10 protein-coding genes are annotated in these 12477 nt (G+C 63.2%); 1 reads left to right on the forward strand and 9 read right to left on the reverse strand.

All coding sequences use genetic code 11. The annotated features are described in order from the left end of the window. Positions 1–44: 44 nt before the first annotated feature. Genes mazG through cysM form a run of 4 tightly spaced genes read right to left on the reverse strand, consistent with a single transcriptional unit; the run spans position 45 to position 5503 of the window. Positions 45–920: a nucleoside triphosphate pyrophosphohydrolase gene (mazG, locus tag BC443_RS16805; protein ID WP_071233001.1), complete on the reverse strand. Its 876-nt coding sequence runs from the start codon at positions 918–920 to the stop codon at positions 45–47. After that, positions 917–3178, reverse strand: coding sequence for a GTP diphosphokinase (gene relA / locus BC443_RS16810; RefSeq protein WP_071233002.1), 2262 nt, complete (start codon positions 3176–3178; stop codon positions 917–919). The genes mazG and relA overlap by 4 nt, the downstream gene beginning before the upstream one ends. 1 nt (position 3179) lies before the next feature. Then, positions 3180–4604, reverse strand: coding sequence for a 23S rRNA (uracil(1939)-C(5))-methyltransferase RlmD (gene rlmD / locus BC443_RS16815; RefSeq protein ID WP_071233003.1), 1425 nt, complete (start codon positions 4602–4604; stop codon positions 3180–3182). A gap of 2 nt (positions 4605–4606) precedes the next feature. Then, a complete protein-coding gene (cysM, locus tag BC443_RS16820) occupies positions 4607–5503 on the reverse strand; it encodes a cysteine synthase CysM (protein ID WP_071233004.1) in 897 nt (298 codons plus the stop codon). A 296-nt stretch (positions 5504–5799) separates the two neighbouring features. On the opposite strand from cysM, the gene BC443_RS16825 reads away from it, so the two are divergent. Beyond that, positions 5800–8298: a response regulator gene (locus BC443_RS16825; protein WP_071233006.1), complete on the forward strand. Its 2499-nt coding sequence runs from the start codon at positions 5800–5802 to the stop codon at positions 8296–8298. A gap of 5 nt (positions 8299–8303) precedes the next feature. Here the strand turns inward: BC443_RS16825 and pdxJ are convergent, their stop codons facing one another. From pdxJ to lepB, 5 genes are all read right to left on the reverse strand, one after another. Next, the gene (gene pdxJ, locus BC443_RS16830) at positions 8304–9107 is read right to left on the reverse strand and encodes a pyridoxine 5'-phosphate synthase (protein ID WP_071233008.1); all 804 of its coding nucleotides are present in this window, start codon (positions 9105–9107) and stop codon (positions 8304–8306) included. 76 nt (positions 9108–9183) lie between these two features. Then, positions 9184–9897, reverse strand: coding sequence for a DNA repair protein RecO (gene recO, locus BC443_RS16835; protein ID WP_071233010.1), 714 nt, complete (start codon positions 9895–9897; stop codon positions 9184–9186). Between the two features lie 5 nt (positions 9898–9902). Then, positions 9903–10802: a GTPase Era gene (era, locus tag BC443_RS16840; protein ID WP_071233012.1), complete on the reverse strand. Its 900-nt coding sequence runs from the start codon at positions 10800–10802 to the stop codon at positions 9903–9905. Further along, a complete protein-coding gene (gene rnc / locus BC443_RS16845) occupies positions 10799–11494 on the reverse strand; it encodes a ribonuclease III (protein ID WP_071233014.1) in 696 nt (231 codons plus the stop codon). Before rnc ends, era begins: the two co-directional genes overlap by 4 nt. 186 nt (positions 11495–11680) lie before the next feature. After that, positions 11681–12469, reverse strand: a complete 789-nt coding sequence (lepB, locus tag BC443_RS16850; RefSeq protein WP_071233016.1) for a signal peptidase I — start codon at positions 12467–12469, stop codon at positions 11681–11683. Positions 12470–12477: the final 8 nt, after the last annotated feature.

Here is a 12477-nt window from a genome sequence, read left to right on the forward strand (position 1 = left end):
AGGAAAACGACATTAGTCGTAAATTTACAACATCAATGAAGGATTCAGGCGTTTTCGTCCTGCTTCGCCGCCTGCCAGTGGCGCTCCATCTCTTCCAGCGAGGCATGCTCGATGAACAAGCCGTCTTCCGCCAGCGCCCGCTCGACATGACGAAAGCGGCGCTCGAACTTGCCATTGGTACGGCGCAGCTGCTGCTCCGGGTCACACCCCAGACGGCGCGCCAGGTTGACCACGGCGAACAGCAGGTCGCCGACCTCTTCCTGGGCGTGGGCTCGATCGTCTTCGGCCAGCGCCGCTTCGACCTCGGAGAGCTCCTCGCGGATCTTGTCAATGACCCCACGCTCATCCGGCCAGTCGAAGCCCTGGCCGGCCGCACGTTTGCTCAGCTTGGCGGCACGGCTCAGAGCCGGCAAGGCGGTCGGAACGTCGTCCAGCGCCGAGGCTCTGCCTCGATTCGAAGTATGGCGAACTTCGCGCTCCTCGGCCTTGAGCGCTTCCCAGCGCGCCTTCACCCGGCTCTCGGCGATCTCGTCATCGCCTCGCCGGGACTCCAGCGTGCCGTCGGGGAAGACGTGCGGATGGCGGCGCAGCATCTTCGCCACCAGAGTATGGACGACATCGTCGAAGTCGAAGCGCCCTTCTTCACTACCGAACTGGCTGTAGTAGACGACCTGGAACAGCAGATCGCCCAGCTCGCCGGGGAGTTCGTCGAAAGCCCGCCGCTCGATGGCATCGGCGACCTCGTAGGCTTCCTCGAGCGTATGCGGGACGATGGTGTCCCACTCCTGCTTGATATCCCACGGGCAGCCGTGCCGGGGGTCTCTCAACACGGCCATCAGGGTCAGCAGGTCATCGAGCGTATGCCGCCGAGAATCCTGGCGGCCAGCCTCGGGCGATAGTGTCGTGTCCTCGTCCTTCATTGCGATGCCTGTCCCTGAGCATGGCCCTGGCGCAGCCGTTTGACGTCGATCACGTTGGGCAACTGCTGGATGCGCGAGAAGATGCGCTCCAGTGCCTCCAGTCCTTCGATTTCCAGGGTGATCCGCATCCGCGCGATGTTGTCCAGCTTGTCCGTCACCGTGTTGACCGAGGTCACGTTGACGCGATCGCTGGAGAGCACGTGGGTGACATCGCGCAGCAGCCCGGAGCGATCCCACGCCTCGATCTCGATATCGACCGGATACTGGGCACGCACTTTCTGCCCCCATTCGACATCGACGATCCGCCGTGGCTCCTCGCTGCGCAGCTGCAGCACGTTGGCGCAGTCCTGGCGGTGAACGGTGACACCGCGACCCTGGGTGATGTAGCCGATGATCTGGTCCCCCGGCACCGGGTGGCAGCAATTGGCCATGGCCGTCTTGAGATTGCCGACGCCGAGTACGGTGATGCCGTCGCTGGGCTCCTTGCCCTGGTGCCGCCTGGGCTTGGTCAGCAGGCGGTCGAGCTGCTCCTGGTCGTCGCTCTCGCCGAACAACTGCTGTGCCTGATGCAGCACCTGGCCGATGCGAAGATCGCCGGCGCCGATCGCGGCGTACATGTCATCCACCGAGGTGTAGTTGACCGCCCCTGCCAGGCGTTCGAGATCGACGCCATCGATATCGAGCCGGCGGAATTCGCGGTCGAAGATCGCCTTGCCCTCGTCGAGGTTCTGCTCCCGCGCCTGCAGCTTGAACCAGGCCTGGATCTTGGAGCGCGCGCGCGAGGTGCGGACATAGCCCAGGTTGGGGTTGATCCAGTCGCGGCTCGGCGCACTCTTGGTCGCGGTCAGGATCTCGACCTGCTGGCCGGTCTTGAGCAGGTAGGTCAGCGGGACGATTCGGCCATCCACCTTGGCCCCGCGGCAGCGGTGGCCGATTTCGGTATGGACGCGGTAGGCGAAATCGATCGGCGTGGCGACCTGCGGCATGTCGATGACGTGGCCGTCCGGAGTGAACACGTAGATCCGGTCCGGCGCCACATCGCTCGCCAGCCCTTCGCGGAAATCGCCGACGTCGCCGACCTCCTCCTGCCACTCGAGCACCTGGCGCAGCCACGCGATCTTCTCTTCGTAGCTCCGGCTCTTGGCGTTGGTGTCCATCCCCTTGTAGCGCCAGTGCGCGCAGACGCCGAGCTCCGCCTCCTCGTGCATGGCGAAGGTACGCACCTGGATCTCGAGCACCTTGTTCTCGGGGCCGATGACCGCGGTATGCAGCGACTGGTAGCCGTTCTTCTTGGGATTGGCGATATAGTCGTCGAATTCGTTGGGCACATGGTGCCAGCGCGAATGCACGATACCGAGGGTGGTATAGCAGTCGGCGATTTCCGGCACCAGAATGCGGACTGCGCGTACGTCGTAGACCTGGGAGAAATCGATACGCTTGCGCTGCATCTTGCGCCAGATCGAATAGATATGCTTGGCGCGACCGTCCAGGTGATATCGCAGTATCCCCTGACGTTCGAGCAGCGTTTCCAGAGTATGCACGACCTCCTGGATATAACGGTCTCGATCCAGCCGTTTCTCCGCCAACTGCTTGGCGATCGATTTGTATTCGGTTTCGTGCAGGTAGCGGAAGGCCAGGTCCTCCAGCTCCCACTTGATCTGGCCGATGCCCAGCCGATGGGCCAGCGGCGCATAGATATCGAATACTTCGCGCGCCACGCGTAGCCGCTTCTCACGCGATGCATCCTTGACCTGACGCAGCATGCAGGTGCGTTCGGCGATCTTGATCAGCGCCACGCGGACGTCGTCGACCATGGTCACCAGCATCTTGCGCAAGTTGTCCTGCTGGTTGTGCTGCGACAGACCATGCTTGGGGGCCTGCAGCTGGCTGATCGCGGCCATGCTGAGCACACCTTCGATCAGCTTGGCGACTTCGCCACCCATCTGCTTGGAGACACTATCGAGACTCAACAGGCCGCGGCGGACACTGCGATACAGGATCGCGGCTTCCAGCGTGGGTTGGTCCAGCTTGAGCTGGCTGAGAATGTCGGCCATTTCCAGGCCAGTGAGCAGCGTCTGATCAGAGAGCGCTCCGGGCACGCCCTGGGCATCCCGCTCGCTGGCCCGGAGAGCCAGGTCGCAGGCCTGGCGTATACGCTCGGGCGCTCGCAGCTCGACATCCTGCTGCAGTCGTTTCAGCCACAAATCCAGATCGACGCTGCCATCGACCAGCGGTTCGCTCTCTCGCACTTTTACCATGCTAGTGCTTGCCTCCCGAAATCGGACTTTCGAGACCGCCAACCCGCCGCCGTGGCCGCTCGAACAACGCGAGCGACTCCAGATGGGCGGTATGCGGAAACATGTCGGCCATTGCCAGACGCGACAGCGAATAGCCGCCCGCCAGCAGATGCGCCGCGTCTCGCGCCAGCGACGCGGGATCGCAGGAGATATACGCCACCCGCGCCACGTCGCTTTTCGCCAGCCGTCGGCAAACGGCATCGGCGCCGTCCCGCGGCGGATCCAGCAATACCGTATCGTGCTCGGCAATCAGGGCGTCGATCGTCGTGCCCGGCGCGCTGAGATCGGCCTGCAATGCCGAGACGTTCAGGCCGTTGCGGCTGGCATTGTCTCGCAGCCGTTCGACCATCTCATTGCTACCTTCGACAGCCGTGACGCTGGCAACGTCATCGGCCAGCGCCAGCGAGAAGTTGCCGATGCCGGCGAACAGGTCGAGCAGCCGTTCCTCGCCACGAGGTGCAAGCCAATCTCGCAGCGTGTCGACCAGGCGCTGGTTGATCTCGGCGTTGACCTGCAGGAAATCCCCCGGCGCCAGCGAAAGCGACACCGGCCGGCGACCGTCGTCGTCGACCGTCGTGACCAGCTCCGGGCGGTCGCCAAGCCAGACCAGGCTGGTCGACTCGCGGCCTCGGCGCAGCGCGCAGGCGAAGCCGTCGCGGGCGGCGAACGCTCGCCAACGCTGCTCGTCTCCGGGTACGTCGCGCAACTGCCGCACCACCACGGTGACCACGTCGGCATCGGTCAGCAACAGTTCGAGGTGCCCGACATGACGCGGCGCCTCGAGAGACTCCAGCTGTGCGCGCAGGCGCGGCAGCAGGGCCGCCAGCGGCGGCGCCAGCACATGGCAGCTGTCGATGTCGACCAGTTGCTCGCTGCCTCGCGCGCGGAACCCGAGATGCACCTGACCTTGCGCATCGCACTTGACGCCCAGCCTGGCGCGACGACGATAACCGGCATCGTTGCCAGCCAGCATCGCGATGGCTTCCGGCGAATCGATGGCTTGGCGCTTGAGCAGATCGACCAACGCTTGGCGCTTGTGCTCGCGCTGGCCCGCGACGCTCAAGTGCTGAAGATCGCAGCCGCCGCAGCGCGCCGCGTAGACACAGGGCGGTTCCACACGCTGTTCAGCTGCGTTGAAGCGCTCACGGACATGAGCCTCGTCATAGCGCTTGCGCTGACGATGAATCGCGATATCGACCCGCTCTCCCGGCAACGCGGCATCGACGAACACCGTCTTGCCTTCGGCGTTTCGCGCCACGCCGCGCCCGTCATGCGCCAGTCGCTCGATGGTCAGCGAGCCGTCGTCGGCTTTCGCTGCCGGCGCATGCCGCGACGGCTGGCGTTCACGGCGCACGGACGGTGATCGTCTTTTTCCCAGCATCGCCATGATCAGGCGTCCGGCGCGTAGAGGCCGGTGGAGAGATAGCGATCGCCACGGTCGCAGACGATGAACACGATCACGGCATTGTCGACCTGCTCGGCGATCCTCAGCGCCCCCGCCAGCGCTCCGCCGGAGGAGACACCAGCGAGAATCCCCTCTTCCCGTGCCAGGCGGCGCATGTGCTCCTCGGCTTCCTGCTGGCCGATGTCCAGCACGCTGTCGACCCGCTGCGGTTCGAAGATATCGGGCAGATACGCCTCGGGCCAGCGCCGGATGCCGGCAATGCTCGCGCCGTCTGCCGGCTGCAGGCCGACGATCTGGATCGACGGATTGCGTTCCTTGAGATAGCGCGAGGTCCCCATGATGGTGCCGGTGGTTCCCATGGCGCTGACGAAATGGGTGATGCGCCCTGCGGTCTGCTCCCACAGTTCGGGGCCGGTAGTACGGTAGTGGGCCAGCGGATTGTCGGGATTGGCAAACTGGTTGAGCGGTTTGCCTTCGCCCCGGGCGATCATCTCGTCAGCCAGATCCCGCGCCCCTTCCATGCCGGCTTCCTTGCTGACGCCGATCAGCTTGGCGCCGTAGGCCGCCATGGCCTGCTTGCGCTCGCTGGAGGCGTTGTCCGGCATGATCAGGATCATGCGATATCCCATCACCGCGGCGGCCATGGCGAGCGCAATGCCGGTATTGCCGGATGTCGCTTCGATCAACGTATCTCCCGGCGAAATATCGCCTCGGGCTTCCGCTTCGCGAAGCATGGACAGCGCCGGACGATCCTTGACCGAACCTGCCGGATTGTTGCCCTCCAGCTTGGCCAGAATCGTATTGTCGCGTCCGGCATTGATGCGGGCGAGTCTCACTAGTGGTGTATTGCCAACGGTCTGCGCAAGCGTGGGGAATGCCATAGAAAAGTTCCTGGAGCCAGAGCTTGTACGGTTCAAGGCCAGACCGACGAAGAAAACGGCCGGCCGAGAACGGTAAATGGAATGGTAATAGTATATCGAAGCCAGCGGGGGACATGACAGCGATCATCCAGGACACGGCAACGACTCGTGTGTTGGTATCGCGCCCTGATTCAATGATGGGCGATCCTTTTTATGGCATCGCCTCATGGCACGGCAGGTTCGAATCACTGACAGGGCTATGGTTTTTCGGACCTTCGCCGATAAACTTGATGGAAACGCAATAGCTGCAGGGTTTAATGATTACACGCTGGCTGGTCATTTTTTTCCTACTATTTTCTTCGCTGCTGCTCGGCTTGGCCGGGTGGCACGCCTGGGAATGGCGCCGTGCCAACGATCAGATGCTGTCTCGGCGACTGCAAAGCATCAATCGTGTCTTCACGCCGTCGCTGGCCGAGGCCGCGCAGAACGAGGACATGGCTCGGGTGCATGAGCTGCTGGCCCGCCTGACCAGCGATCCGGCGATCGTCAACGCCACCCTGCGGGATGAAAGCGGTAACGTTCGGGATTTCACGGGGGCGATTCCTCCTACCATGCCATTGGAGGCGCTTCCTTCGGCATTGCACATCGGGAATCACGAAGGGATCCAGCGCTGGATACAGCCTCTGGAGACCTTCGTTGTCCCGCAGTCATCGCACCGCTACTGGCTGGATCTGAGTCTCGATCCTCTGCGTGCCAGCGCCATCCCTGACCACCCTTTCTTCGGCCCCTGGATGTCGCTGCTGGCACTGCTGCCACTGTTCGCGCTGGCGCTGACCTGGCGGCGATCACGCCATCTTGGCCGTACGAGGCGTGGCCGCACGGCATCCGATACCAGAGCGCCGCTTTTCCCGGCGTCATCGTTGGCTCACGCATCGGCAGTGAGCGCGGACAACGATCTTGCCTACGTGAGTCATGAACTCCGCGCGCCGCTGTCCGGGGTGCTGGGGTTCTGCCGCCTGCTGGAGAACAGTCCTCTCGATGCGCAGCAGCGGGAATGGCTGCGCCACATTCATCTGGCTTCCACCGGGCTGCTCGATACCGTCGATCATGTGCTGGGAGACAATCGCGGTCGGGCAGATAATGTGTTCGATATTTCAGAGGTGCTCTGGGAAATCCTGTGTCTGCAGACGCCGTTGGCGCAAGCGAAGCGCATGACCTTGCTGGCTACCGTCTATGACGACGTTCCCCCTCGCCTCGTCGGTGCCGACATCGGCATCCGCCAACTGCTGACCAATCTGATCAACAATGCCATCAAGTACGGCGAGGAAGGCGATATCGTCATTCGCGTCGTTCTCGAGAGCCGTGAAGGTAGCGCGGTCCGCTTGCGCTTGAGTGTCAGCGATGGCGGCAGCCGCGATCCATCACATCGTCAGCGCCTGAAGCGAGCGCTCGAAAGAGGGCGAGCCAAGGCAGTCGATGCCGAAACCGGCATGGGTATCGCTATCTGCCAGCGGCTGGCAGCGGAGATGAACGGGTCGCTGGCCCTGGGGGCCCGTTCGGGCAAGGGCAACACGGTCATCGCCAGCATCGGACTGGAGGCCTGCGAGCCCTATGTTCGCCCTGCGGAATTCGATCTGGAAGGCGCGGAGATCGCGATATGGCAACCCCATGCCCGGCTGGCGTATAGGCTCGACTATGCGCTCAAACGCTGGCGTGCACGCCCGAAATCACTGAGCGAACCGGATTCCTTGAGCGCGACGGGTGACACGAGTCAGCTATCGATCATCGGCATCGATGAGAAGGCTCTCGAGCCCGAGGCCCACCGAATCTGGCAACAGCGCTTCGATGCCATGCGTCGCCCTTGTCTGCTGATGGCCAACCTCGCCCCGACGAGGCCGATAACCTGGCGCCTGCCGGAAGGAAGCACCATTCTCCGACTGCCGATATCCCGATACAGCCTGGGGCGAGCCCTGGCCAGGATGCTCGCCGAGCATCGTCAGCGGGATTTCCCCCCGCGCCCTCGAGTGCTGGTCATCGATGATGACGAGGTGTCGCAGCATTATCTCGATACGGTACTTACCGCCATCGGCGCGGAAGTCGTGGCGGCGCGTAACGCCGCCGAGGCCGTTGCCCTTGCCTCGGAACTCACCATCGATCTGGTACTGGTGGATCTGCATTTGCCCGATGCCAGCGGCTTCGAAGCGACCGATCGTCTACGACGATCGAATCGGGAATGGGAGCGCAAGCCCGTCATCGCCATGACCGCCGAACCGAACGCGCACCAACGAGGCCGATCGACGGACGATATCGACGAGATACTGATCAAGCCGCTGGAAGAAAGTCTGCTGAGAAGCGTGCTGGCGCGGTACCTGACGATGCCCCTGCGCCCGCCCTCGCCCTCGCAACAGATGCTCTCGGCGTCAGATACAGATGTCCCCCGAACGCCGCCCCCCTTGCACGCAGGCGACCTGCCGGTCGTCGACAAGGCCCAGGCCCGCCGGATCAATGGCGATCGCGAGGTGCTCGCCGAAGAAATGCTGGCATTGCTGATGGCAGACTTGCCCAGATATCGACGCGAACTGAACGCGGCATGGCACCACCGCGATACCGAGCAGCTTGCCGAAATCGCGCACCAGCTCGGCGGCGGTTGCTGCTACTGTGGCGCGCTCCAGCTGGCCGCGGCTTGCGAGACATTGGAGAGCCGCGCTCGCCGACATCCGCTGGACGCGTGTGGCGAAGCATTTCGTGAAGTGATGACCGCTTGCGACCGTCTGGTCATATGGGCCGACGACCAGACGGCCACGAACATTCATTGACCCGCTTATGCGTGGTCGTGGTCGTGGTCGTGGTCGTGGTCATGCTCGAAGGATTCGATCTGGGCGACGAGCCCCGACTCCTGGCCGGCCACCATCAGCCGTTTCATTTCCGCCACGGCCTCCTTGAGCCCGACGAACAGCGCTCGCGCAATGATCGCATGGCCAATGTTGAGCTCGTGGATGCCGGGAATCGCCGCAATCGCCTCGACGTTGTGATAGTGCAGGCCGTGCCCGGCGTTCACCACCAGGCCCAGTTCGTCGGCGAATTCCGCCGCCGCGGTCAGTCGTTCGTACTCGAGGCGCTGCGCCTCGCCGCTGGCTTTCGCATAGCCACCGGTGTGCAACTCGACGACCGGGGCGCCGACCTCGAACGCCGCCTGAATCTGTGCCGGCTCGGGATCGATGAACAGCGAAACCCGACACCCTGCCGCCTCGAGTCGACGACAGACGCTGGCGATGGCATCGCGACCGCCCACGACATCAAGCCCGCCTTCAGTGGTCAACTCTTCCCGCTTTTCCGGCACCAGGCAGACGTCGGCGGGTTGCAGCCGCTCGGCCAGGGCGACCATCTCCTCGGTGACCGCCATTTCCAGGTTCATGCGCATGTTGAGCACGGCGGCGATCAGCTCGACGTCACGCTCCTGGATATGGCGCCGATCTTCGCGCAGATGCAGGGTAATGCCATCGGCACCGGCCTCCTCGGCCAGCAGCGCGGCCTGGACCGGGTCGGGATAGCGAGTGCCGCGCGCCTGACGCAGCGTCGCGACATGGTCGATATTGACCCCCAGTTGAATACGAGTGGCGATCATGGACTCGAACTCCTTGATGTAATAAGCCGTGGTGAAAACGTCGTCGCGGCGGGGTTGCGAATTCGGCGCCGCCGTATCAGGTATCACTGCCCTGACGGCGGCGCTGATTGAGGCGCTGCATCAGCTCCCGGGAACGCAGTGGCTGGTTGCCGATCAGCGGCGCCAGGGCGGCACGGGTCAGTGCCTTGCTCAAGCCCGCCAGCCCCGGCACGTCCCAGTCACCCCGCGCCAGCAGCTTGAGGCTGCGACCATCCCAGCCGGGCTGCTGGGCCGCGATCGGCATGAATCGGCGATTATCGGGCAGGTAGGTATAATGCGTGGCGGGATCGAGCGGCCGATCCTCGAGGTCGAGAAATACCGGCTCGGCGTCCAGTGTTTCCAGCAGCGTGATCTCGAGACGCCTGAGGCTGGTCGCGCGCTCGGCCGGCCGCGTCAGCCGCTCGATCGCCCAGGCATAGATGGCGAACACGTCCGCCGCGGGCAGCCCCACCGGCAGCGCTCGCGTCAGCAGCTCGTTGGCATACAGCCCGCAAAGCAGCCCCTCGCCGGCCAGCAGCACTGCGCTCTGCGTGGTTTCCATCATGCGCAGGCGCTTGAGATCGCCATCCCCGACCCAGGTCAGGTGCAGGGGCGCGAACGGCTGCAGCTTGGCCCGGGACTTGCTCCCCGCGCGCTGCACGCCCTGTGCCACCGCCCGCACGTGACCATGTTCCAGCGTAATGACATCGACCAGCGCGCTGGTTTCCCGATAAGCCCGCTTGTGCAGCAGATAGGCCGGCTGAGGTTGCATGCCGCTCAATCGAGGTCGTAGCCCAGGCTCTTGAGCGCTCGATCGTCGTCTGACCAGCCGCGTTTGACCTTGACCCACAGGTTGAGCATGACCTTGCTGTCGAAGGCTCGCTCCATCTCCTGGCGCGCCTCGATGCCGATCTTCTTGATCCGCTCTCCCTTGTCGCCGATCAGGATTTTCTTCTGGCCCTGGCGCTCGACCAGCATCAATGCGCTGATATGGATGACCTTGCCTTCGTCGCGAAACTCCTCGATCTCGACGGTCATCTGGTAGGGAAGCTCGTCGCCCAACTGGCGCATGACCTTTTCGCGGACCAGCTCGGCAGCCAGGAAGCGCTGGCTCTTGTCGGTGATCTGATCGTCCGGGAAGTAGTGCACGCCTTCGGGCAGGCGCTTGCCGACTTCGCCTTCGAGTTCCGGCACGTTGGTTCCGTGCTTGGCGGAGATCGGCAGGATCGCGGCGAATTCACGCCTGGCGGAAAGCGACTCCAGCCACGGCAGCAACGTCGTCTTGTCCTCGAGCCAGTCGACCTTGTTGACCGCCAGAATCACCGGCGCCTCGACGTGGGTGAGCTTGTCGAGAACGACCTGATCCTCTTCCGTCCAGCGCGTGCGGTCGACCAGAAACACGACGCAATCGACATCGCGCAGCGCCTGTGACGCAGCCTGGTTCATGAAGCGATTGATCGCCTTGTTGCGATCGCGGGTCTGCAGATGGATACCGGGCGTATCGACGTAGATGAATTGCGCTTCATCTACCGTCTTGATGCCCATCACCTGGTGGCGTGTCGTTTGCGGACGCCGCGAGGTGATGGAAATCTTCTGCCCCAGGATGCGGTTCATCAGGGTCGATTTACCCACGTTGGGACGCCCGACGATAGCGACGAAACCACAGCTCTGTGTCATTGGCGCTTGCCCTTTGATGGTTCGAGTTTGGACAACGCAAGCTCAGCGGCCTGCTGTTCGGCAAAACGTCGGCTCGTCCCCTCTCCCAGCGTCGGTGACTCGCCCAGCATGGCCACGTGACACTCGACGCTGAAGGTCTGGGCATGAGCCTCGCCTTCCACCGAGATCACTTCATAGCGCGGCAGTGCCTGCTGACGTGACTGCAGAAACTCCTGCAGGCGCGTCTTGGGATCCTTCTGCGTATTGTGCAGGTCGATCGCTTCCAGACGGGTCCCGAACCAGGCCAGTACGCGACTGCGCGCCACGTCCATGCCGGCATCGAGATAGATCGCCCCGATCACCCCTTCCAGCGCATCGGCCAGGATCGAATCGCGCCGATGACCGCCGCTCTTCATCTCGCCGGACCCCAGTCTGAGACACTCGCCCAGGTCGAATTCCCGCGCCACCACGGCCAGCGTCTGCCCCTTGACCAGCCCGGCTCGCAGGCGGGACAACTGCCCTTCCCGCGCGGCCGGAAAGCGCTTGAACAGCGCCTCGCCGATCACGAAATTGACGATCGAGTCGCCCAGAAACTCGAGCCGTTCATTATTGGCGCCGCCGACGCTGCGGTGCGTCAGCGCCAGTTCCAGCAGCGCCGGATCACGAAAGTCGTGGCCAATTCGGCGGCTGAAGCCTTGCAGAGGATCACTCACGTCATTCCCATTGAGTCGTTATCTTTGAAACAAAGAATCGTTGTCTTTGAAGCAAAGCGGGCGCGGGATAGCCCGTCGCCCGCTTTGCGAGTTGCGTGTCTTGCCGCTGCTTAAAGAACGGGACCGTCATGGTTCCGCAGCCAGAGCCGGCGGCCGACACGCTTGAATTCACCAGCTATATAAGAATCAGTTTATCTGGCGTACCGTGCTGAAGCTAGGCAATCCACCATCCCAGTGCATCCAGACCGCAAACGCCTTGCCGACGATGTTCTTTTCCGGGACGAAACCCCAGTAACGGCTGTCGTTGGAGTGGTCGCGGTTGTCGCCCATCATGAAATACTCGTGATCGGGAACGACGATCTCCCGCATCTGGGGCCCGGGACTCTGGGGGTTGTTGAAGATACTGTGCTCGACGTCACCGAGGTGCTCCTCGAACAGTTCTTCGCCCGGTGCTTCTGCCGGGTCGGGATCGGTCATCGACTTGGGCACCGGCTTGCCATTGACGTAGAGCTGCTTGTTTTCGTAGCGAATGTGATCCCCCGGCAGGCCAATGACGCGCTTGATGAAATTGACCGACGGATCCTGCGGGAAGCGGAAGACCATGACATCGCCGCGCTCCGGCTCACCGATATCCACGATTTCGGTGTTGACGACCGGCAGACGGAGACCGTAGCTGAACTTGTTGACCAGGATGAAATCGCCGACCTCGAGTGTCGGCCGCATCGAGCCCGAAGGGATCTGGAACGGCTCGATCACGAAGCTGCGCAGCACCAGGACGACCAGCAACACAGGGAAAAAGGAGCGGGCGTAGTCGACCGGCCAGGGGTCCTTGTAGTCGACCGACTTTCCGCCGCCCAGTGTCTCTGCGGCGGCCTGCTGGCGCTGGTGACGCGAGCGTCGCCAGAACAGGCTGTCGAGCAACCAGACGAGCCCCGTGATGGCGACAGCCAGCACCAGTAACAACGAAAAATCCATGAGGTGTT

The sequence above is a fragment of the Salinicola sp. MIT1003 genome (assembly GCF_001858555.1).
In the GTDB taxonomy this organism is placed as follows: domain Bacteria; phylum Pseudomonadota; class Gammaproteobacteria; order Pseudomonadales; family Halomonadaceae; genus Salinicola; species Salinicola salarius.

Bases quoted from the DNA above. Each gene is read 5' to 3' on its own strand.
- mazG (WP_071233001.1), bottom strand. From the start codon at position 920: ATGAAGGACGAGGACACGACACTATCGCCCGAGGCTGGCCGCCAGGAT.
- relA (WP_071233002.1), bottom strand. From the start codon at position 3,178: ATGGTAAAAGTGCGAGAGAGCGAACCGCTGGTCGATGGCAGCGTCGAT.
- rlmD (WP_071233003.1), bottom strand. From the start codon at position 4,604: ATGGCGATGCTGGGAAAAAGACGATCACCGTCCGTGCGCCGTGAACGC.
- cysM (WP_071233004.1), bottom strand. From the start codon at position 5,503: ATGGCATTCCCCACGCTTGCGCAGACCGTTGGCAATACACCACTAGTG.
- BC443_RS16825 (WP_071233006.1), top strand. From the start codon at position 5,800: ATGATTACACGCTGGCTGGTCATTTTTTTCCTACTATTTTCTTCGCTG.
- pdxJ (WP_071233008.1), bottom strand. From the start codon at position 9,107: ATGATCGCCACTCGTATTCAACTGGGGGTCAATATCGACCATGTCGCG.
- recO (WP_071233010.1), bottom strand. From the start codon at position 9,897: ATGCAACCTCAGCCGGCCTATCTGCTGCACAAGCGGGCTTATCGGGAA.
- era (WP_071233012.1), bottom strand. From the start codon at position 10,802: ATGACACAGAGCTGTGGTTTCGTCGCTATCGTCGGGCGTCCCAACGTG.
- lepB (WP_071233016.1), bottom strand. From the start codon at position 12,469: ATGGATTTTTCGTTGTTACTGGTGCTGGCTGTCGCCATCACGGGGCTC.